Below are 21900 nucleotides of genomic sequence, written 5' to 3'. Positions count from 1 at the left end.
TGGGACTTGTGGGTAGGTTGTGAGCATGGCGACCCGTACGTCTTCCCCGACGGCGTCGCGCAGCAGGACCACCCCTTCCTCACGCTCGGGCGCGAAGAAGACGACCAGCTCGCGATCCCGTAGTACGACCACCAAGAAGAAGCCTCCGGCCAAGAAGTCGAACTCGGCCCGGCGGCCGGCTCCGCGCGCCGTCCGCAGCGGCCCCGGGCCGGTGCTGCGTGCCTTCACCGCACTCGGGCGGGGCGTGGTCGCCCTGTGGCTGGCCTTCGCCCACACGATCGGTGCGGTCGCCCGCGGCATCGGGCACGGCGCCCGTGACATCGAGCCCGAGCAGCGCCGCGACGGCTTCGGCCTGCTGCTGTGCGGGGTCGCCCTGGTCATCGCCACCGCGGTGTGGTTCGAGGTCCCCGGCGGGGTCATGGACTTCACCCGGGCGGCGGTGTCCGGCACGGTCGGCAAGATCGGCTGGTTCGTCCCGCTGCTGGTGCTGCTCGCCGGCTACCGCGTGATGCGGGACCCGGTCGGCAACGGCCCCGCGGGCCGCCAGATCATCGGCTGGTCCGCCTTCTCCTTCGGCCTGCTCGGCATCGTCCACATCGCCAATGGCACGCCCGAGCCGGCCCAGGGCGACACCACCGCCCTGCGCGACGGCGGCGGCGCCGTCGGGTACGTCGTCTCGGCCCTCCTGCTCGACCTGCTCCGCTCGCCGGCGCTGGTCATCGGCCTGCTGGCCCTGCTGGCCTTCTTCGGCGTCCTGGTGATCACCGCGACGCCGCTGTACCGCGTCCCGGACCGGCTGCGCGAGCTCGGCGACCTGCTGCTCGGACGCCACCACGCCGCCGACGGCGACGAGACGCAGGCCTACCGCTTCGACGACGCCTTCGAGCGCGAGGGCGACCCGGCCTACGACAGCCCGGTCCTGACCGAGCCGAAGAAGCGCCGCCGCAAGAAGGCGGAGCCCGACCCGTCCGTCGAGGAGTCGATGGAGCTCCTCGAGCCGATCGACATCCCGCTCGTCGACGACGAGCCGACCACGCCGGGCCTCAGCGACGCCGGCATGAGCGCCCTCGAGCGCCGCGCCGCGGCCCGGACCGCGCCCGCCCCGGCCGACGAGACCGGCGAGCTCGAGCCGCCGCCGCACGCCGACCTGCCGCAGCGGGTGGAGCAGCTCGCCCTGTCCGGCGACATCGTCTACACGCTGCCCGACGCCGCCGCCCTCAAGGCCGGCGACCCCCACCGTGCCCGCTCGAAGGCCAGTGACGACGTCGTCGACCGGCTGCAGACGGTCATCGACGAGTTCAACATCGACGCCCAGGTCACCGGCTACACCCGTGGCCCGACGGTCACCCGCTACGAGATCGAGCTCGGCACGGGCGTCAAGGTCGAGAAGATCCTCGGCGTCCAGCGCAACATCTCCTACGCGGTGGGCTCTGAGGACGTCCGCATCCTCAGCCCGATCCCCGGCAAGTCCGCGGTCGGCGTCGAGATCCCCAACACCGACAAGGAGATCGTCTCCCTCGGCGACGTGCTCCGCTCCAACGTCGCGCGCAACGACCACCACCCGCTGGTCGCGGGCCTCGGCAAGGACGTCGAGGGCGGCTTCGTCGTCGCGAACCTCGCCAAGATGCCGCACCTGCTGGTCGCCGGTGCCACCGGCTCCGGAAAGTCCAGCTTCATCAACTCGATGATCACCTCGGTGCTGATGCGCTCGACGCCCGACGAGGTCCGGATGATCATGGTCGACCCGAAGCGGGTCGAGCTGAACGCCTACGAGGGCGTCCCGCACCTGATCACGCCGATCATCACCAACCCGAAGAAGGCCGCCGAGGCCCTCGAGTGGGTGTGCCGCGAGATGGACATGCGGTACGACGACCTGGCGAACTTCGGCTTCCGGCACATCAACGACTTCAACAAGGCCGTCCGCGAGGGCAAGGTCGAGGTCCCGCCGGGCAGCGAGCGCACCCTGACGCCGTACCCCTACCTGCTGGTGATCGTCGACGAGCTCGCCGACCTCATGATGGTCGCCCCGCGCGACGTCGAGGGCTCGATCGTCCGGATCACCCAGCTCGCCCGCGCGGCCGGCATCCACCTGGTGCTCGCCACGCAGCGCCCGTCGGTCGACGTCGTCACCGGCCTGATCAAGGCCAACGTGCCGTCCCGGCTGGCGTTCGCGACGTCCAGCCTCGCCGACAGCCGGGTCATCCTCGACACGCCGGGCGCCGAGAAACTGGTCGGCCAGGGTGACGGGCTGTTCCTGCCGATGGGTGCGTCGAAGCCCATAAGAGTCCAGGGATCGTGGGTCTCCGAGCCGGAGATCCAGCAGGTCGTCAAGCACTGCAAGACCCAGCTCGAGCCGAGCTACCGCGAGGACGTCACCGCCCCGGCGGCGTCGAGCAAGGTCCTCGACGACGACATCGGCGACGACATGGACCTGGTCGTCCAGGCGATCGAGCTCGTGGTCTCCACCCAGTTCGGCTCGACCTCGATGCTGCAGCGCAAGCTCCGGGTCGGCTTCGCGAAGGCCGGCCGCCTCATGGACATCCTCGAGAGCCGGGGCGTCGTCGGACCCAGCGAGGGATCCAAGGCACGCGACGTCCTGGTCAAGCCCGACGAGCTCGACGCCGTGATCATGACCATCCAGGGGGAGGCGTGACCCAGATGACCGATCTGACCGAGACCGCAGAACGACCGCTCCCCGTCGCCGGGCAGCCCGTGGAGGTACGCCGCAATGTCGGCCTCGCGGCCGGCGTCGGCGGCTTCGCCGCCCTGCTGACCGTCGCGTTCGCCGCGCGCGCCTTCACCGGCGGCACCGCCCTCGACTGGCTGGCCTTCGGCGTCCTCGCCCTCGTCACCGGCATGCACCTCGCCTCGCTGTCCGACAGCCGCGCACCGCTGCTCGTCGCCGACGAGCACGGCGTCCGGGTGCGCCAGGGCGCCCAGTGGCGCGGCGTCGCCTGGCAGGAGATCGACTGCCTCGAGCACCTGCCCCGCCACGGCCTGTTCCGTGACGGCCACCTCCTCGTCGACGGGTACGACGACCAGCAGCTCGTGGTCCCGCTGACGCTGGCCACCCGCCTGGTCGGCGCGTCGGCGGTCTCCCTCAGCGACGTGCTCGCCGACCTGGCCGACGGCCGGGCCGACGTGGTCGAGGTCGTCGCCGGAGGCGTCGAGGAGGAGACCCCTCGTCGTACCGTCCCGAGCCTGAGCGACCTCTACGGCGACGACTCCGGTGCGCCGGGTGAGCGCCGCGGGATCGCGGCTCGGGTGGCGGCCGGCCTCACCGGCCGCGACGACGAGCCTGCCGACGAGCTCGACGAGCTGGACGAGCTGGACGAGCTGGATGACGCCGACGACGAGCTGGTCCTCCCGCCCGAGCCCGAGGCCGACGTCGACCGGCTGCGCTCGCGGATGGGGTGGATCCGCCGCTCCTCGACGACCGACACCGCCGACACCGCCGACACCGCCGACGACGCCGACACCGCCGACGACGCCGCTCCCGACGACACCGAGGCGACCGACGAGATCGTGCTGCCCGACGTGGACCCGATGGACGAGGCGGACACCGGCGAGATCGAGGCGATCGAGTCGGACGAGCCCGGCGAGCCCGTCGAGCCCGTCGAGCCCGGCCGGGCGACCGTCCTGTCGGCCCGGGTCGAGATGCCCGCGAGCGAGCGCCCCCGCGTGAGCGCACCCATCGACGCCCTCGACCCGCTGGCGCCGGTCGAGCTCGAGGAGGAGTCGGTCACGGTCGTGCTCGACGACCTCGCGGTCGTCCCGTCGCCCGACCCGGTCATCGGTCCGGAGATCCAGGCGGCCCGCGACCGGCTGCGCCTGACGATCGACCAGGTCTCGGAGCGGACCCGGATCCGTCCGCACGTCATCGAGGCCATCGAGGTCGACGACTTCGGCCCCTGCGGTGGCGACTTCTACGCCCGTGGCCACCTGCGCACCATCGCCCGGGTCCTCGGGATCGACGCGGCGCCGCTCGTGGCGTCGTACGACGAGCGCTACGCCCACGCCCCGGTCGACCCGCGCCGGGTCTTCGAGTCCGAGCTGGCGACGGGCACCGGCGGCGCGATCCGCAGCACCCGCGGCGGTCGCAACTGGTCGGTCATGATCGCGGCCGTGATGGGCGCGGTCCTGGTCTGGTCGGTCGCCCGGCTGGTGATGGGCGGCCCTGCGCCGGTCGGGGAGGAGCCGGTGCTCAACCAGAGCGGCGGCATCACCCAGATGACCACCAAGGGCACCCCGGTCAAGCTGCGCCTGACCGCGGCTGGCGGGGGAGCGACGCTCAACGTCCGCGACGCCGACGGCAAGATCGTCTTCGAGGGCAACCTCGCCTTCGGGCAGTCGAGCGAGCTCAAGGTGGTCCCGCCGATCCGGATCTACAGCACCGACGGCTCGGTCACGTACTCCGTGGGCGGTGCCGACGCCAAGGCACTCGGCGACACCGGCGTCGAGGTCACGAAGACGGTCATCGCGCCGAAGAAGGGCTCCTGAGCCTCCTGAGGCGCAGGTCACCCCGGCGGCTCGCGAATCCCTCCCCGGGACGCTTCGCCGGTATCCTCGACCGGACATGACCAGCACTCCCACACCTGTCTCGGTTGCCCTGCTCACCCTCGGGTGCGCCCGCAACGACGTCGACTCCGAGGAGCTCGCCGGCCGCTTGGCGGCTGACGGGTTCACCCTCGTCGACGACCCGGAGGACGCCGACACGGTCGTGGTGAACACCTGCGGCTTCGTCGACGCGGCCAAGAAGGACTCGATCGACACCCTGCTGGCGGCGGCCGACCTCAAGGAGTCGGGCCGCCCACAGGCCGTCGTCGCGGTGGGCTGCCTGGCGGAGCGGTACGGCGAGGAGCTGGCCTCGTCGCTGCCCGAGGCCGACGCCGTGCTGGGCTTCGACGACTACCAGGACATCTCCGGGCGGCTGCGCTCGATCCTCGCCGGCGAGAAGCCGCACCCGCACACCCCGCGCGACCGGCGGCTGCTGCTGCCGATCAGCCCCGCCGAGCGGCAGGCGGTCGTCGAGACCGCCGACTTCGCCGGCACGGAGGTCGACATCGCGATCCCGGGCCGCTCCGCGATCCGGCGTCGCCTCGACGGTGGCCCGATGGCGCCGCTGAAGCTGGCCAGCGGCTGCGACCGGCGCTGCACCTTCTGCGCGATCCCCATGTTCCGCGGCTCGTTCGTCAGCCGGCGGCCCTCCGACGTGCTGCAGGAGGCCCACTGGCTGGCCGAGCAGGGCGTCAAGGAGCTGTTCCTCGTCTCGGAGAACTCCACCTCCTACGGCAAGGACCTCGGCGACCTCGGCCTGCTGGAGACCCTGCTGCCCGAGCTCGCCGCGGTCGACGGCATCGAGCGGGTCCGGGTGTCCTACCTGCAGCCCGCCGAGACCCGCCCCGGGCTGGTCCGCGCGATCGCGACGACGCCGGGTGTGGCGCCGTACTTCGACCTCTCCTTCCAGCACGCCAGCGCGACCGTGCTGCGCCGGATGCGCCGCTTCGGCGACCCGGAGAGCTTCCTCGCCCTGCTCGACCAGGTCCGCGCGCTGGCCCCCGAGGCGGGCGTGCGCTCCAACGTGATCGTCGGCTTCCCCGGTGAGACCGAGGAGGAGTTCCAGACCCTGTGCGACTTCCTCGTCGCCGCGCGGATGGATGTCACCGGCGTCTTCGGGTACTCCGACGAGGACGGCACCGAGGCCGAGAAGCTCGACGGCAAGCTCGACGCCGACGAGATCAACGCCCGGGTCCAGCACCTCAACGACCTGGTCGGCGAGCTCACGGCCGAGCGGGCCGAGGAGCGGATCGGCAGCACCGTGGAGGTCCTGGTCGAGGAGGTTGACCCCGACGGTACCGGCGACGGCACCGTCGAGGGACGTGCCGCCGAGCAGGGCCCCGAGGTCGACGGCACCACCCGGGTGCTCGGCGTACCGGACGCCGAGGTGGGTGACTTCGTCCGTGCGGTCGTCGTTGCCTCCGACGGCGTCGACCTGATCGCCGAACCAGCAGGAGGACGGGCATGAGCGAGACCAGCACGGGGGAGACCCCGGCCCCGGTGAGGCCGAGCAACTGGAACCTGCCCAACGCGCTGACCACCCTGCGCATCGTGCTGGTGCCGTTCTACGGCTGGGCGCTGCTGTACGACGGCGGCGACTCCGTCACCTGGCGCACCGTCGCCTGGGCGATCTTCTTCGTCGCGATGGTCACCGACAAGGTCGACGGCGACATCGCGCGCGCCCGCAACCTGGTGACCGACTTCGGCAAGATCGCGGACCCGATCGCGGACAAGGCGATCACCGGGATGGCGTTCATCGGCCTGTCGATCATCATGGACACGTGGTGGATGTGGGCCATCACCGTCGTCGTCCTGGTCCGCGAGTGGGCCGTCACGATCCTGCGCCTGTCCGTGCTCAAGGCGGTCGTCATCGCGGCCGCGCAGAGCGGGAAGTGGAAGACCGCCGCCCAGGCGCTCGCCCTCGGCCTGCTCAGCCTGCCCCTGCTCGAGGTCGACGGCTGGCTCGACGTGCCCGGCGAGGTGACCTATGTCGTCGCGATCGCCCTGCTCCTCGCCGCCTTCGTGCTGACCCTCTGGTCGGGCTACGAGTTCTTCCGCGACGTCTGGAAGCAGCGCGCGAGTCTCCGGTCGAGCGCGTCTTCGTCGTAGGGCGGCGGGCAAGCGCGCTGGACGACGCCTCCCGCCGCGCTGCCGACGTGATCCGGAAGTCGTCCGCGGCCTGACCCCCGCGGCCGCGTTCCCTGCGGCCGGATCCGGCAATCCGAACCGGATCTTCACCAAAACGTTGCACGAGTTTTTCTCAACTCCTTGCCAGACTGCGGGTGGGTCGAACTAAGGTCGGGCTCCTTCCCCTCCGTTCGCAGTCGCTTTCTCGGGTAGTACTGCGCTCCGCCGCTTTGTCGACCCCGGAAGAAGTCAATGCGTTCAGCGAAGCAGTTCCTGTTCGGTTCACTCGGTGCCGCCCTCGGAATCTCGGGGCTGGCTGTCCTCGCTCCCACGCCCGCGCAGGCCGAGCCTGACGGCTCCGGCGTGGTCATCTCGGAGGTGTACGGCGCTGGCGGGTTCGCGGCGACCGACACACTCCCGGCGTCGAGCTACACCCACGACTTCATCGAGCTCTACAACCCGACCGACGCCGAGGTCAGCCTCACCGGTTGGGCTGTGTTCTACGGAAGCGCGACGCGTGGGGCCGGTGCCACGATCAGCAACAAGATCGCGCTGACCGGGTCGATCCCGGCGCACGGCCACTACCTGGTCCAAGGGGCCGGCAACGTGGCGAACGGTGCACCGATGCCGGTCGCCGACGCGACGGGCAGCATCAACATGGGCTCGGGCTCGGGCCTCGTCATCCTGAGCAACCAGAGCGCCGACCTCACCGGACTCCCGCAGGGTGACATCAAGAACGCCACCGGGGTGGTCGACGCCGTCGGCTACGGCACGGCGAACACCTTCGAGTCGGCCGCCGACGGCACGGCCCTCTCGGGGACGGTGTCCGCGTTCCGCAACGCGACCGGCACCGACACGGACAACAACAGCGCCGACTTCTCCACGGGCGCGCCGACGCCGACCAACCGCGACGAGAACGCGCTCGGCGCCACCGACCCGGCCGACGTCAACACCTACGTCGGCGTCCCGCTGTCGCTGCAGCTCCAGGCCAGCGGGGGCACGCCCGGCTACACCTGGTCGCTGACCAGCGGCACCCTGCCGGACGGCGTGACGCTGAGCCCGGCGGGCCTCGTCAGCGGTACCCCGACCACCGTCGGCACCTCCGAGGTCACGGCCACGGTCACCGACTCGGCCGCCCCGACCGCGGCGACGAAGTCGGTCACCTTCACGATCACCGTCGAGGCCGCTCCCGAGGAGCTCCCGATCGCGGCCATCCAGGGCACCGGGCCGGCGTCCGAGCGCGTCGACGACACCGTCATCACGACCGGCGTCGTGACCGCGATGTACAAGGACCCGGCCTTCGCCAGCTCGAGCTTCGACGGCATGTACATCCAGACCGGCGGCACCGGTGGCGCCACGGACGGCACCCCGGGTGCGTCGGACGCGATCTTCGTCTACGGCGCGAACGCGATGCCCGCGGGCGTCGCGATCGGCGACTCGGTCGAGGTGACCGGCAAGGTCGCCGAGTTCGCGGGCAGCACCCAGCTGGTGCCCGCCGCCGGCGGCGTGGTCGAGCTCGGCAGCCCGCTCGACCCGGTGACCCCGCTGGCGATCGCCTACCCGACCACCGAGACCGACCGCGAGGCGCAGGAGGGCATGCTGCTCGCGCCGACGGACGACTTCACGGTCACCAGCTCCTACAACGTCAACACCTTCGCCGAGGTCGGCCTCGCCACGGGCGACACGCCCCTGCGCCAGCCCACCGAGTACGCCGGCGACAGCAACACCTTCCTGCTCAACGCGATCAAGGCCGACAACGCGGCCCGCGGCGTCGTCCTCGACGACGGCACCTCGGTCAACTACATGACCAACGCCGCCGCGAAGAACCAGCCGCTGCCGTGGCTGACGCCGACCAAGCCGATCCGCGTCGGTGCCGAGGCGACGCTGACCGGCCCGGTCGTCCTCGAGTACCGCTTCAACACGTGGCGCTTCCAGCCCACCTCGCCGGTCTACGACGACGGCGCGTCGGTCGCGACCTTCGAGAACACCCGCCCGGCCAACGCCGCGCCCCGTGAGGTCGGCGGCGACCTGAAGATCGCCACCTTCAACGTCCTCAACTACTTCAACACGACCGGTCAGCAGTACGTCGCCAACGGCGCCGCGCAGACGCCGCCGGTCAACACCCAGTGCTCCTACTACGAGGACCGCCAGGGCAACCCGATCGCCAACAACACCTGTGGTGTGGTCACCAACGGCGTGAACGCCGGCAACGGCCCGCGCGGTGCCGCGACGACGGCCAGCCTCGAGCGGCAGCGGGCGAAGATCGTGACCGCGATCAACCTGCTCGACGCCGACATCGTCGGCCTGCAGGAGGTCGAGGCGTCGCTCAAGCTGGTCGGCGAGACCGACCGCGACGACGCCCTCCGCTCGCTGGTCGACGCGCTGAACGACGCGGCCGGTGCCGGCACCTGGCGCTTCGTGCACAGCCCCGGTGAGGCGACCCTGGCCGCCTCGGTGACCGAGCAGGACGTCATCCGGCCGGCCTTCATCTACCGGACGGCGAGCGTCGAGCCGGTCGGCCAGTCGGACATCCTCTTCGGCACGACCGAGTTCGCCAACGCCCGCGAGCCGCTGGCCCAGGCGTTCAAGGCCAAGGGCGCCCTCGACGACGCGGCCTTCGCCGTGATCCTCAACCACTTCAAGTCGAAGGGCGACAGCCAGACGCCGGCGACCGGCGACAACGCCAACAACGCCGACACCGGCGCGTTCAACGGTGACCGCACCCGCCAGGCCACCCGCCTGGTGCAGTTCGCCAACGAGTTCGCCGCGGCGCGCGACATCGACGCGGTGTTCCTCGCCGGCGACTTCAACTCCTACTCGAAGGAGGACCCGATCCGGGCCCTCGAGCAGGGTGGCTTCGAGCTGATCGACTCCACCGAGAACGAGGAGAGCTACTCGTTCTCCGGGCTGAGCGGCTCGCTCGACCACGTGCTCGGCAACAGCGCGGCGCTGAACATGGTGACCGGTGCGGACATCTGGGACATCAACGCCGCCGAGTCGGTGGCCTTCCAGTACAGCCGCTACAACTACAACGTCACCGACTTCTGGCAGCCGAACCAGCCGTTCGCGGCCTCCGACCACAACCCGGAGATCATCGGCATCGACGTGCCGGAGGTGACCGGCTCGTACAAGAAGATCCAGATCGTCGGCACCAACGACTTCCACGGCCGGATCCTGCCCTCGGGCGGCGACAGCGCCGGCGCGTCGGTGCTGTCGGGCGCGGTCAAGGAGCTGCGGGCCGACAACCCGAACACGGTCTTCGTGGCCGCCGGCGACCTGATCGGTGCGTCGACCTTCGAGTCCTTCATCCAGGACGACAAGCCGACCATCGACGCCCTCAACGCCGCGGGCCTCGACGTCTCGGCCGTGGGCAACCACGAGCTCGACCAGGGCTACGACGACCTCGTCAACCGGGTCATGGCGCCGTACGACGCCGAGACGAACCCGCTCGGTGGCGCGCAGTGGAAGTACATCGCCGCCAACCTCAAGGTGAAGGCCACGGGCGACCCGGCCGTGCCCGCGACCTGGATCAAGACGGTCGACGGCGTCGAGATCGGCTTCGTCGGAGCGGTCACCGAGGACCTGCCGGCCCTCGTCTCGCCCGACGGCATCGCCGACATCGAGGTCACCGACATCGTCGACTCGGTCAACGCGGAGGCCGCCGACCTGCGGGCCAACGGCGCCGACCTGGTGGTGATGCTGGTCCACGAGGGCTCGGCCTCCACCAGCTGCACCTCGCCGCAGTTCACCGACGAGGCCACGACCTGGGGCAATATCACCCAGAACGTCTCCTCCGACGTGGACGCGATCGTCTCCGGCCACACGCACCTCGCCTACAACTGCTCCTTCCCGGTCGCCGACTGGGATGCCGAGGGCCGCACCGTGACCAAGCGTCCGGTGGTCTCGGCGGGCCAGTACGGGCAGAACCTCAACCAGCTGGTCTTCACCTACGACAACGGCACCGGTGACCTGGTCGCCGTCGGCCAGGAGATCATCGGCATCGCCGGCACCGGCTACCTGCCCGACCCGGCGATCGACCCGATCGTGACGGCTGCGAAGAACAAGGCCAACGAGCTCGGGGCCCAGGTCCTCGGCAAGATGGAGGGTCCGTTCTCCCGCGCCAAGCTGGCCAACGGCACCACGGAGAACCGCGGTGGCGAGTCGACCCTGGGCAACCAGGTCGCCGAGGTCCAGCGCTGGGCGACCGAGAAGCCCGAGTCCGGCAGCGCGCAGATCGCGTTCATGAACCCGGGTGGTCTCCGCGACGACATGAAGGGCACGGTCAACGGCTCGGTCCGTGACCTGACCTACAAGCAGGCCGCCGTGGTCCAGCCGTTCGCCAACACCCTGGTGAACATGGACCTGACCGGAGCCCAGATCGAGACCGTCCTCGAGCAGCAGTGGCAGCGCACCAGCACGGGTGCCGTCCCGTCGCGCCCGTTCCTGCGCCTCGGCGTCTCGAAGGGCTTCACCTACACCTACGAGGAGAAGCCGGTGACCGTCAGCGGCACCGCGACCTTCCAGGGTGAGGTCACCGGGATGTGGCTCAACGGTGAGGCGATCGACCTGGGTGCGACGTACTCGGTCACGGTCAACTCCTTCCTCGCGTCCGGCGGCGACAACTTCTTCGAGTTCGCCAACGGCTCGGGCAGGGCCGACACCGGCAAGGTCGACCTCGAGGCGATGGTCGACTACATGGCGCAGTACAAGGACACGCCGCTCCCGGTCGACTACGGCCAGCGCGCGGTCGAGGTCGAGCTCCCGGCCGATGCCCCGGCGTCGTACGTGCCGGGTGACCACGTGAAGTTCGACATCTCCTCGTGGACGATGTCGACGGCCGACGACGTCAAGGACACCGAGGTGCAGGTCAAGCTCGGCGACCAGGTCATCGGCACCGCGACCCTCGACAACACCATCGGCACGGCGGTCTACGACCAGTACGGCACGGCTGCGGTCGACGTCGTCCTCCCGGAGGACACCCCGGACGGCAACGTCACGCTGAGCCTGGTCGGCGCCGCCACCGGCACCGAGTCGCAGCTCGTCATCGCTGTGGACGCCGGTGAGCCGGCGGCCGTCGTCAACGACACCCCGCCGACGGTCACCGGCACCGCCCGGGTCGGCCGGACGCTGACGGCGACCAACGGCACGTGGACGCCGGCCGAGGTCACCTTCGCCTACCAGTGGCTGGCCAACGGCACCCCGATCGCCAACGCGACCGCGAAGACGCTGAAGCTGACCGGGGCGCACGTCGGCAAGAAGATCTCGGTGCGCGTCACCGCCTCGGCGGACGGCTACACCGACGGTGTCGCGACGTCGGCCGAGACGGCCGCCGTGGCGAAGGGACCGGTCAACATGTCGGTCACCACGAGCCCGTCGAAGGTCATCGTGAAGTCCACCCGGGCCAAGGTGGCGGTCACCCTCACCAACCCGGACGGGGTCGCGGTCACCGGCCAGGTGACGGTCTCGGCGACGGGGCTCGGCTCGCGCACGGTCACCCTCGTCGGTGGCAAGGCGACGGTCACGCTGCCGGTGTTCCCGTCGATCGGGACCAAGACGGTGACCGTCCGCTACCTGGGCAGCAGCACGCTGTTGGCGAAGTCCACCAGCACGAGCATCTTCGTGGTGCGCCGCTGACCCCGGCCCCCGCGCCGACCGGACGATGACGGCCGGTGGTCCCGTGACACGATGCGTGCCATGGGACCACCGGCCGATCTCGTTGCACTGCTCAAGGACCTCGGCGCGACGCTGGCCACCGCCGAGTCGCTCACCGGCGGCCGGGTCGCCGCACGGGTGACGAACGTCCCGGGCTCCTCCGCCGTGTACGCCGGCGGCGTGGTCAGCTACCAGACGCCGGTCAAGGTCGAGGTGCTCGGCGTCGCGCAGGCGACGGTGGACGAGCAGGGCGTCGTCTCCGCCGAGTGCGCCCGCGAGATGGCCGCCGGGGTCCGGCGGCTGCTCGGGACGACCTACGCCGTGAGCACGACGGGGGTGGCCGGACCGGAGCGCCAGGAGGGCAAGGAGGTCGGGACCGTCTTCGTCGGCGTCGCCGGCCCGGGCGGGGTCGAGGCGGTCGAGCTGGCGCTCGACGGGGACCGCGCGACCATCCAGGAGGCGACGGTCGACGAGGCCCTGTCGGTGCTGGCTGACATGATCAGCTCGGACAGTCGGCCCGCGGAAGATTCGGGGCTCGGGTAGCGTTGGTCCCACGACCCGGTCAGTCCGGGCCCGGAAGGTCCAGGAGAGGAGATCGAGATGGTGTTGTTCCGCCGCTCGCTCGGTGACATCCTTCGCAGTCGCCGCACCGAGCTCGGTCTGACCCTGCGCGAGGTCTCCGGTGCCGCACGGGTGAGCCTGGGCTACATCTCCGAGATCGAGCGCGGCCAGAAGGAAGCGTCCTCGGAGCTGCTGTCGTCCCTGTGCGACGCGCTCGAGATGCCCCTGTCCGACGTCCTGCGGGAGGTCGCCGACGCCGTGGCGCTCGAGGAGGCCGCGCTGGTCGGCGCGACCCCGATCACCCCTCGCCGCACCGGCGAGGTCGTTCCCTCCGCTGCCTGACGGGCTCGACCCGAGCGGCGCTCAGCGCCGGCCGGCCATCGCCTCGAGGCGCGCGATCCGGTCCGCCATGGGCGGGTGCGTGGAGAAGAGGCGCTGCACGTCGGCCGCGCGGAACGGGTTCGCGATCATCATGTGACTCGCGCTCTGCAGCTCGGGCGTCGGGGCCAGCGGTGCCCGGGCGGTGCCGGTCTCCAGCTTGCGCAGCGCCGAGGCGAGCGCGAGCGGGTCGCCGGTGAGCCGGGCGCCGTCCTCGTCGGCGTCGTACTCGCGGGTCCGGCTGATCGCCATCTGGATGACGGCCGCGGCGAACGGCGCGAGGAGTGCGGTCGCGACCATCACCAGCGGGTTGGGGCGGTCCTCGTCGTTGCCGCCGCCGAAGATCGAGGTGAAGGCCAGGAACTGGGCGACCGAGCTGATCACGCCGGCGATGGCGGCCGCCACGGAGCCGGTGAGGATGTCGCGGTTGTAGACGTGCATCAGCTCGTGGCCGAGCACGCCGCGCAGCTCGCGCTCGTCGAGCAGCCCGAGGATGCCCTCGGTGCAGCAGACGGCGGCGTGCTCGGGGTTGCGACCGGTCGCGAAGGCGTTGGGCGCCTGGGTGGGGGAGACGAAGAGCGCGGGCATCGGCTGGCCGGCGCTCGACGAGAGCTCGCGCACGATCCGGTACATCGCCGGCTGCTGGGCCTCGCTCACGGGGTAGGCGTGCATGGCCCGGATCGCGAGCTTGTCGGAGTTCCAGTAGCCGTACGCCGTCGTGCCGACGCCGATCAGGGCGAAGATCCAGATGAACGCCGAGCTGCCCGTGGCCGCGGCGATCAGGCCGCCGACGGCAAGGAGGAGCGCGAAGATCGCGCCGAGGAGACCGGCTGTCTTGAGACCGTTGTGGTGGCCGTGCATGTCCGGTGAACGAACGACCCGGGGTGGGACGTTCCGCACGTTCGTTGAGATGCGGGTCACGGGCGGGGCTGGCAGTGCGGGCACCAGTACGTCGTGCGCTCGCGGCCGGGCTCCCCGACGGTCCCCGCCTCGAGCGGGGTGCGGCAGCGCAGGCACGGCTGGCGGTGGCGCCGGTAGGCCCAGACCGGGTTGCGCCGGTCGCCGGTGGTGAGCGGCCGGCCGGTCCGCATCGCGGACTGGAGCATCTGGCGCGCCCGGTCCAGGAAGCGCCCGGGGTCGCGGACGGCCGACACCGGGCCGACCGGGCACATCCCGGCGACGAAGCAGGACTCGGCCAGCCAGATCGTGCCGATGCCCGCCACGACCGTCTGGTCGAGCAGCGCCTCGCCGAGCACCCGGTCGGGTCGCGCGACGAGCCGGGCGACCGCCTCGGCCCGGTCGTCGCTGCTCCACGGGCCGAGCAGGTCGGGGCCGAGGTGGCCGACGACGGTGTGCTCGTCCGCGGTCGCGAGGAGCTCCACCAAGCCGAGCCGGAGACCGACCGCCACGACGCGGTCCGTCTCCAGCACGACCCGCGCGTCGGCTGCCGGCCCGGGGCGTCGCTCGCCGACCGCGGCGGTCCGCCAGCTGCCCTCCATCTTGAGGTGGGTGTGCAGCGTCAACCGCTCGCCCGCAGGGGTGGTCAGCCGGGTCAGGAGGTGCTTGCCGTGGGTCGCGGTGCGCTCGACCGTCGCGCCGGCGAGGTCGGTCGTCGCCAGCTGGGGGACCCGGAAGTCGGTGCTGGTCAGCACCTGCCCGGCGAGCGCGCGGTCCAGCCGGTCGGCGGTACGACGAACGGCATCTCCCTCAGGCACGGATCCTGAGCCCTCGGGGTGTGGCCACGAAGCCGGCCGCCGACAGCGCCTCGCGCAGGGGGCTGCCGCTGCCGAGCAGGGCGGCGCCGTCGGCCTTCTCGACGGTCAGCTGCCCGAGCGTGCCGCGGCGTACGGCCGTCGACAGGGCCTCGGCGGCGGGCTCGAGCAGGGCGGGCTCCTCGGTCCACGTGAGCAGGGTGCGGCCGCCGCGCTCGACGTAGAGCACGAGCACCCCGTCGACGAGCACGACCAGGGCCCCCGCCTTGCGCCCGGGGCGGTGCCCGGCGCTCTCGTCCTCGCCGCGGGCGGCCTGCGGCCAGGGGAGCGCGGCGCCGTAGGGGTTGGCGGGGTCGGTGGCGGCCAGCGCCACGGCGACCGGCTTCTCGTCGTCCACGGACGTGAAGGTCCTGAGCCGGTCGACGGCTCCGGCGGTGCCGAACTGGGCGGCGCCGAGGCCCTCGACGAAGTAGCCGCGGCGGCAGCGTCCGGACTCCTCGAACGCGCTGAGCACCTTGTAGACCGCCGCGAAGCCGCCGGGGACCCGCTCGTTGACGACGGCGCCGCGGGTCACCACGCCGTGGCGCTCGAGCAGCTGCTCGGCGAAGGCGTGGGCGCGGCGGGTCGGGTCGCGGTCGACCGTCGGCAGCACGGCCCAGCGCCCGGCGGTCTCCGGCGGGCCCGTGCGGGCGACCCGGCCCGGTCGTGCGGGCGCACGCCGGGTGCGGTGGGCGCCGCGGCCGCTGCGGGTCAGCGCGCGCAGGGGCGTGAGGGTGTCGTTGGTGAGGTGGCCGCTCCACACCAGGCCCCACAACGCGGCGCTGACGGCGTCGTCGAGCGGCGGAGTGTCGCCGGCGTCCAGGCAGGCCCGGGCGACCTGGTCGGCCACCTGCCGGAAGAACCACGCACCGCCCGGCGCCAGCACGTCGAGCACCCGCTGCTGCAGCGGCTCCTCGACGGGGCCGGGCTCGGGGAGGGTCAGGTGGGCCTGGTCGGCGAGGTGCAGCGAGATCCAGCCGTCGCTGCCGGGCAGCGCGCCGTGGCCGGCCCACAGGACCTCGCCGGTGGCGGTGAGCTCGTCGAGCAGCGCCGGCTCGTAGTCGCGCACCCGCGCGGGGAGCACCAGCGACTCCAGCCCGCTGGCGGGCACGGCCGCACCGGCGAGCTGCTCGATCGTGCGCAGCAGGCCGTCGGCGCCGCGGGGACCGCGGGCCGTGGTGATCTCGTGCCAGGCGGCGGTGAACCTGGCCAGGGTCGCGGGCTCGACCGGCTCGATCTCGTGGCGCAGGCGGGCCAGGGAGCGACGACGGAGGCGACGCAGCACCTCGACGTCGCACCACTCCTCCCCGGCGCCGACCGGACGGAACTCGCCCGACAGCACCCGGCCCTGCGCCTCCAGCCGCTGCAGGGTGTGTCGCACGACCGCGATCCCGAGGCCGAGGCGCGTCGCCACCTGGTCGGCGGTGAAGGGTCCGTGCGTGCGGGCGTAGCGACTGACCAGGTCGGAGAGCGGGTCGTCGACGGGCTCGGTGAAGACGGCGGGCGTGCCCGGCGGGACGGGGACGCCCAGGCCGTCGCGCAGGCGGGCGACGTCCTCGACCGCGGCCCACGCGTCGCCGTACGCCATCCGGACGGGCACCACGCGACGGGCGGTCGCCAGGTCGGCCAGCCAGTCGGCGACCGGGGCCTCGTCGCGGGAGCGGGCCGCGACCTCGTCGAGGGTGAGCGGGCCGAGCAGCCGCAGCAGGTCGGCCACGCCCTCGGCATCGCGCGCGCGGCGGTCGGGGACGGTGCGCTGCAGCTCGGCCTCGACCTCGGCGAGCACGTCGGGGTCGAGCAGCTCGCGCAGCTCGGCCCGGCCGAGGAGCTCGGCGAGCAGCCCCTGGTCGAGGGTGAGCGCCGCGGCGCGCCGCTCGGCGAGCGGGGAGTCGCCCTCGTAGACGAACTGGGCGACATAGCCGAACATCAGCGTGCGCGCGTACGGCGACGGCTGGGTCGTCTCCACCTCGGTGACCGTGACGGCGCGCTGCTCGACGCGGCGCAGCAGCGTGGTCAGGCCCGGCAGGTCGTAGACGTCGTTGAGGACCTCGCGGACCGTCTCGAGCACGATCGGGAAGGACGGGTAGCGGGCGGCGACCTCGAGCAGCGCGGCGGCGCGCTGGCGCTGCTGCCACAGCGGCGAGCGGCGGCCGGGGTCGCGGCGGGGGAGCAGCAGCGCCCGGGCGGCGCACTCGCGGAAGCGGGCGGCGAAGAGGGCCGACCCGCCGACCTCGCGGGTGACGATCTCCTCGATCTCGTCGGGCTCGAAGGCGATCAGGTCGGCTCCGGGCGGCTCGGCATCGGTGTCGGGGATGCGGATCACGATGCCGTCGTCGGAGGCCATCGCCTGCCCGTCGATGCCGAAGCGCTCGCGCAGGCGGGCGTTGATCGCCAGCGCCCAGGGCGCGTGCACGGCCGTGCCGTAGGGGGAGTGGACCGCGATCCGCCAGTCGCCGAGCTCGTCGCGGAAGCGCTCGACGAGGACGGTGGCGTCACTGGGCAGCACGCGGGTCGCCTCGACCTGCTCGCGCAGGTAGGTCACCAGGTTGGTCGCGGCGTTGTCGTCGAGCCCGACCTCGCGGGCGCGGGCCTCGGCGACCTCGTCGGGCAGGGCGGCGAGCTCGCGGGTGAAGGCGCCGATGGCCTCGCCGAGCTCCGTCGGCCGCCCGGCCGTGTCGCCCTTCCAGAACGGCAGCCGGCCGGGGACGCCCGGGGCGGGGGTGACGATGACCTGGTCGCGGGTGATGTCCTCGATCCGCCAGCTGGTCGCGCCGAGCGCGAACACGTCGCCGACGCGGCTCTCGTAGACCATCTCCTCGTCGAGCTCGCCGACCCGCCGGCCGCCGCCCTCGCCGGCCAGGAAGACGCCGTAGAGCCCGCGGTCGGGGATGGTCCCGCCGCTGGTGACGGCCAGCCGCTGCGCCCCGGGGCGTCCGGAGACCCGCCCGGTCACGCGGTCCCACGTCACCCGTGGGCGGAGCTCGGCGAACTCGTCGCTCGGGTAGCGACCGGCGAGCAGGTCGAGGACGGCGTCGTACGCGGACCGGGGGAGGTGGGCGTAGGGGGCGCTGCGGCGGACGACGTCGAAGAGCTCGTCGACGTCCCACTCCTCGACGGCCGTCGCCGCGACGACCTGCTGGGCGAGCACGTCGAGCGGGTTGGCCGGGACGCGCAGCTCCTCGATGCCGCCGGTGCGCATCCGGGCCACCGCCACGGCGGCAGGAGCGAGGTCGCCGCGGTGCTGCGGGAAGAACACGCCCCGCGAGGTCTCGCCGACCTGGTGGCCGGCGCGCCCGACCCGCTGCAGGGCGCTGGCCACGCTCGGCGGCGAGGCGATCTGCAGGACCAGGTCGACGGCGCCCATGTCGATGCCGAGCTCGAGGCTGCTGGTGGCGACGACGGCCGGCAGCCGACCGGACTTGAGGTCGTCCTCGACGATCGCCCGCTGCTCCTTCGACACCGACCCGTGGTGCGTGCGGGCGAGCACCGGCGGCGCCCCGGCCGCAGCACCGGACTGGGCCATCACCTGCGCGGGCGGGGTGATGCCCTCGGTGGTGACCTCGGCCGCGATCTCGTTGAGCCGGGCGGTCAGCCGCTCCGCCGTACGCCGCCCGTTGGTGAAGACGATCGTCGACTGGTGCTCGCCGATCAGCTCGGCCACGCGCTGCTCGACATGGGGCCAGATGCTGGCTCGGGCGGGCGGTGCGGTCGGGTCGTCGTCCTCGACGACCTGCCCGAGCTCGGTCATGTCCTCGACCGGGACCTCGACCCGCAGGTCCCACTCCTTGTGCGCCGGCGGCGAGACGATCTCGACAGGGGCGGCGCCACCGAGGAAGCGGGCGACCTCCTCGGTCGGCCGCACGGTCGCGGACAGGCCGATCCGCTGCGCCGGCTTCGGCAGCAGCGCGTCGAGTCGCTCGAGGCTGACCGCGAGGTGGGCGCCGCGCTTGGTGCCGGCCACCGCGTGCACCTCGTCGACGATGACCGTCTCGATGCCGCGCAGGGTCTCGCGGGCCTGGCTGGTCAGGATGAGGAAGAGGGACTCGGGCGTCGTGATCAGCACGTCCGGCGGCCGGGTGGCGAGCTTGCGGCGGTCGCCCGCCGCCGTGTCGCCGGACCGGATGCCGACGGTCACCTCGGGCAGCGCCGCGCCACCGAGGCGCTCCGCGGTCTGGCGGATGCCGGTCAGCGGGGCACGGAGGTTGCGCTCCACGTCGACGGCCAGCGCCTTGAGCGGCGACACGTAGAGGACCCGGGTGCGGTGGAGCCTGTCGGCGGGCGCGGGCGTGGTCAGGAGCCGGTCGATCCCGGCGAGGAAGGCGCTGAGCGTCTTGCCGGAGCCGGTCGGAGCGACGACGAGGGTGTGCCGCCCGCGGCGCACCGCGTCCCAGGCGCCGGCCTGGGCAGCGGTCGGCTCCGCGAACGCGGCCCGGAACCAGGTCCGGGTCGGCTCGCTGAAGTCAGCCAGCGGATCAGGGGTCACATCGGCCATCCTCGCGCACGCCACCGACATCGCGGTCACAATGGTGGCGTGAGCAGGAGGCGGGCGGCGGCAGTGGCGGGTGGCGTCGTCACCGTGCTGGTGGTCGCCCTGCTCGCCTGGTGGCTCGGACGGGACGAGGCGCCGCCCGCCGCTGCGCCCGAGCCGGTGCCGACGCTCACCCCGACGCCGTCCCCGACCCCGACCGAGGAGCCCGGACCCTGCGAGGGGCAGGCCCGCGTCGGCTTCGTGCCGACCCGGCTGACCGTGCCGGGCGTCGTACGGAAGGCGGCGGTGATCGGCGTCCCGCGCGACGCCCAGGGCGTGGTCGGCGTGCTGCCGCACGCGGACAACCAGAACTTCGCCTGGGACCTCGGCGGGGTCGAGCCCGGCTCGCCCGAGGGACACGTGCTGCTCAACACGCACACCTGGCCCGACGGCTCCGCGATGGGCAACCGGCTGCTCGACGGCCTGCAGGTCGGCGACGCGCTGCGGCTCGAGGGCGACGACGGTGCCTTCGCCTGCTACCGGGTCGGCGAGCGGGTGGAGGTGCCGGTCGAGGAGGGCTACCCGGGGTGGGCGGCGAAGGACGGCCCACCGCAGGTCGTCATCGTGGTGTGCTCGGGCAAGCGGCTCGGTCCGGGCGACTGGACGCACCGGACGCTGTGGTTCGCCGAGCCGGTGGACCCGCCGGAGCCCGTCGGATCCGCAGCCGAGGAGCCCAACCCCACACCCACCTCGTGACATCGGAAGGGGTGAGAGGAGGGGACGATGACGACTTCGGACCCAGGCTGGCGCTCCTTCGAGGAGTACGTCACGGCGCGATGGGCCGCGCTCTACCGGACCGCCCACCTGGTCACCGGCGACCCTGCCGTCGCCGAGGACCTGCTGCAGGCCACGATGCTCAAGGTCATGGCGCAGTGGTCGCGGGTACGACGGGCCGACTCGCCCGACGCGTACGTCCGCCGGATGCTGCTCAACGAGCTGCTCGGCGAGCGGCGCAAGGCCGGCCGCCGCGCCGGGAAGGCGCACCTGGTGCCGGTCCCGGCGCCGGTGGCGGACCCCGCCGCTGACGCGACCACGCGCCTCGACCTGTGGGACCGGGTCCAGCAGCTGCCGCCCCGGCAGCGGGCCGTGCTCGTCCTGCGTTACTACGAGGACCTCTCGGAGGCGGAGATCGCCACCGTGCTCGGCGTCTCCGCCGGCACCGTGAAGTCGCAGGCGTCCCTGGCCCTGCGCAACCTCCGCGCCGTCGTACCCCAGAACCACACCGAGGAGGTGTCGTGATGACCGACCAGCTCGAGCGAGACCTGATCGCGCTCTTCGAGGAGCGCGCCGCGCAGGCGGACGTGCCGCCGGTGCCGATGGACCTGTTCGCCACCCCTGCCGCCGACCCGCGCTGGACCCGGCGGCGCACGCTCGCCCTCGGCCTGGCCGCGGCCGCGGCGGTGGCGGCGGTCGCCGTACCGATCGGTCTGGCGAACCGGGGCGACGACCCGGCGCCGCCGACGAAGGACCCGGAGCTCCCGCACGGGATCTCGGTGCCCTACCTGCTGGACGGCGAGCTGCACGCCGGCGACCTGACGATCCCGACCACGGCGAGCGCCCTGCAGGTCACCGGGTCCCAGCTGCTGGTCACCAGCGTCGACGAGGACGGCGGCGGGGTCTCCTGGCAGCGTCTGGTCGGGGACCGGCTCGAGGACCTGCCCTTCCTGGACGGCGTCTTCGGGGCCACGGTCACCGGGAACGGTGCTCTCGCCGCGGCTCCCGTCGGCAGCGACGCGACCACGTCGGTGCGCATCTGGGACGTCGCCAGCGGCGCCGTCGTCGACACGATCCCGCTCGCCGACCAGCCCTCGGGGGAGGACCCGTGGCTGTGGGGCTTCGACGGCGAGGGCCGCCTCTACTGGCAGGACGGCGCGACCCAGCGGATGCGCACCACCGCGGGTGACGTGGTCACCCTGCGCACGGGCGAGCTCCGGTTCGCGGGCCTCAGCCCCGGCGGGATCGTGCTGCGACGCGGCAGCGAGCGAACCGCGAAGCTCGGCGTCGCGTCGGACAGCGGGGCGGTCCAGGAGAGCGGCGAGGTCCCGGTCAGCACCACGGTGGCGTGGCGCAACAGCGGCCTGATGGCCTACCAGGCGCCGGCCTCCGGGCTCGTGTCGGTCTACGACGTCGCGAGCGGGAAGCGGACCCCGATCACGGTCGACGACGCGTTCTTCCTCACGCCCGTGGGCTGGAGCGGCGACGAGGTCGTCGTCGTGGCGCAGGACGTCGGCCCGCAGCGGGTGGTCGCCGTCGACCCCACCACCGGCCTGCAGCGGCTGGTCCTCGAGTTCGCCGTCGACGACCCCGCCGTCTTCCCGTCGCTCGGCGGCACCGGAGCCCTGTAGG

At 72.6% G+C, this 21900-nt stretch carries 13 protein-coding genes; 10 read left to right on the top strand and 3 right to left on the bottom strand.

All coding sequences use genetic code 11. The annotated features are described in order from the left end of the window. Positions 1–25: 25 nt before the first annotated feature. From BJ993_RS24150 to BJ993_RS24120, 7 genes are all read left to right on the top strand, one after another. Positions 26–2653, top strand: a complete 2628-nt coding sequence (locus tag BJ993_RS24150; RefSeq protein WP_179651785.1) for an FtsK/SpoIIIE family DNA translocase — start codon at positions 26–28, stop codon at positions 2651–2653. A 5-nt stretch (positions 2654–2658) separates the two neighbouring features. Next, entirely contained in the window at positions 2659–4500 is a 1842-nt protein-coding gene (locus BJ993_RS25430) for a helix-turn-helix domain-containing protein (protein ID WP_218864784.1), read from the top strand. Between the two features lie 76 nt (positions 4501–4576). Further along, the gene (gene rimO / locus BJ993_RS24140; RefSeq protein WP_179651784.1) at positions 4577–6025 is read left to right on the top strand and encodes a 30S ribosomal protein S12 methylthiotransferase RimO; all 1449 of its coding nucleotides are present in this window, start codon (positions 4577–4579) and stop codon (positions 6023–6025) included. Continuing rightward, the gene (pgsA, locus tag BJ993_RS24135; protein ID WP_179651783.1) at positions 6022–6666 is read left to right on the top strand and encodes a CDP-diacylglycerol--glycerol-3-phosphate 3-phosphatidyltransferase; all 645 of its coding nucleotides are present in this window, start codon (positions 6022–6024) and stop codon (positions 6664–6666) included. Before rimO ends, pgsA begins: the two co-directional genes overlap by 4 nt. 270 nt (positions 6667–6936) lie before the next feature. Then, on the top strand, positions 6937–12318 hold the full coding sequence (locus BJ993_RS24130; RefSeq protein WP_179651782.1) for an ExeM/NucH family extracellular endonuclease: 5382 nt from the start codon (positions 6937–6939) through the stop codon (positions 12316–12318). A gap of 60 nt (positions 12319–12378) precedes the next feature. Beyond that, positions 12379–12879, top strand: coding sequence for a CinA family protein (locus tag BJ993_RS24125; RefSeq protein ID WP_179651781.1), 501 nt, complete (start codon positions 12379–12381; stop codon positions 12877–12879). 51 nt (positions 12880–12930) lie between these two features. Then, positions 12931–13239 (top strand): helix-turn-helix domain-containing protein, encoded by a 309-nt coding sequence (locus BJ993_RS24120; protein ID WP_444547295.1) that lies wholly within the window; start codon positions 12931–12933, stop codon positions 13237–13239. A 21-nt stretch (positions 13240–13260) separates the two neighbouring features. Here the strand turns inward: BJ993_RS24120 and htpX are convergent, their stop codons facing one another. Genes htpX through BJ993_RS24105 form a run of 3 tightly spaced genes read right to left on the bottom strand, consistent with a single transcriptional unit; the run spans position 13261 to position 19518 of the window. After that, a complete protein-coding gene (gene htpX / locus BJ993_RS24115; protein ID WP_036544855.1) occupies positions 13261–14136 on the bottom strand; it encodes a zinc metalloprotease HtpX in 876 nt (291 codons plus the stop codon). A 56-nt stretch (positions 14137–14192) separates the two neighbouring features. Continuing rightward, entirely contained in the window at positions 14193–14990 is a 798-nt protein-coding gene (locus BJ993_RS24110) for a DNA-formamidopyrimidine glycosylase family protein (RefSeq protein WP_179651780.1), read from the bottom strand. Next, positions 14983–19518: an ATP-dependent helicase gene (locus tag BJ993_RS24105; RefSeq protein ID WP_179651778.1), complete on the bottom strand. Its 4536-nt coding sequence runs from the start codon at positions 19516–19518 to the stop codon at positions 14983–14985. Before BJ993_RS24105 ends, BJ993_RS24110 begins: the two co-directional genes overlap by 8 nt. 39 nt (positions 19519–19557) lie before the next feature. Here BJ993_RS24105 and BJ993_RS24100 point away from each other — a divergent pair, with 39 nt between their 5' ends. From BJ993_RS24100 to BJ993_RS24090, 3 genes are read left to right on the top strand one after another with little or no spacing between them, the layout of a single operon-like run. After that, a complete protein-coding gene (locus BJ993_RS24100) occupies positions 19558–20250 on the top strand; it encodes a class F sortase (RefSeq protein ID WP_179651777.1) in 693 nt (230 codons plus the stop codon). Between the two features lie 27 nt (positions 20251–20277). Further along, complete coding sequence (locus BJ993_RS24095) at positions 20278–20793, top strand: SigE family RNA polymerase sigma factor (RefSeq protein ID WP_036544863.1); 516 nt, start codon at positions 20278–20280, stop codon at positions 20791–20793. Next, positions 20793–21899: a PQQ-binding-like beta-propeller repeat protein gene (locus tag BJ993_RS24090; RefSeq protein ID WP_179651776.1), complete on the top strand. Its 1107-nt coding sequence runs from the start codon at positions 20793–20795 to the stop codon at positions 21897–21899. Before BJ993_RS24095 ends, BJ993_RS24090 begins: the two co-directional genes overlap by 1 nt. The last annotated feature ends 1 nt before the right edge of the window (position 21900 follow it).

The sequence above is a fragment of the Nocardioides aromaticivorans genome (assembly GCF_013408525.1).
GTDB lineage: Bacteria > Actinomycetota > Actinomycetes > Propionibacteriales > Nocardioidaceae > Nocardioides > Nocardioides aromaticivorans.
The sequence above is the reverse complement of the archived record's forward strand: the minus strand, read 5'-3'. Positions and strand labels throughout refer to the sequence as shown.

What these genes read in the sequence shown, in the direction of transcription:
- BJ993_RS24150 (WP_179651785.1), top strand. Translation starts at nt 26, where the DNA reads ATGGCGACCCGTACGTCTTCCCCGACGGCGTCGCGCAGCAGGACCACC.
- BJ993_RS25430 (WP_218864784.1), top strand. Translation starts at nt 2,659, where the DNA reads ATGACCGATCTGACCGAGACCGCAGAACGACCGCTCCCCGTCGCCGGG.
- rimO (WP_179651784.1), top strand. Translation starts at nt 4,577, where the DNA reads ATGACCAGCACTCCCACACCTGTCTCGGTTGCCCTGCTCACCCTCGGG.
- pgsA (WP_179651783.1), top strand. Translation starts at nt 6,022, where the DNA reads ATGAGCGAGACCAGCACGGGGGAGACCCCGGCCCCGGTGAGGCCGAGC.
- BJ993_RS24130 (WP_179651782.1), top strand. Translation starts at nt 6,937, where the DNA reads ATGCGTTCAGCGAAGCAGTTCCTGTTCGGTTCACTCGGTGCCGCCCTC.
- BJ993_RS24125 (WP_179651781.1), top strand. Translation starts at nt 12,379, where the DNA reads ATGGGACCACCGGCCGATCTCGTTGCACTGCTCAAGGACCTCGGCGCG.
- htpX (WP_036544855.1), bottom strand. Translation starts at nt 14,136, where the DNA reads ATGCACGGCCACCACAACGGTCTCAAGACAGCCGGTCTCCTCGGCGCG.
- BJ993_RS24105 (WP_179651778.1), bottom strand. Translation starts at nt 19,518, where the DNA reads ATGGCCGATGTGACCCCTGATCCGCTGGCTGACTTCAGCGAGCCGACC.
- BJ993_RS24095 (WP_036544863.1), top strand. Translation starts at nt 20,278, where the DNA reads ATGACGACTTCGGACCCAGGCTGGCGCTCCTTCGAGGAGTACGTCACG.
- BJ993_RS24090 (WP_179651776.1), top strand. Translation starts at nt 20,793, where the DNA reads ATGACCGACCAGCTCGAGCGAGACCTGATCGCGCTCTTCGAGGAGCGC.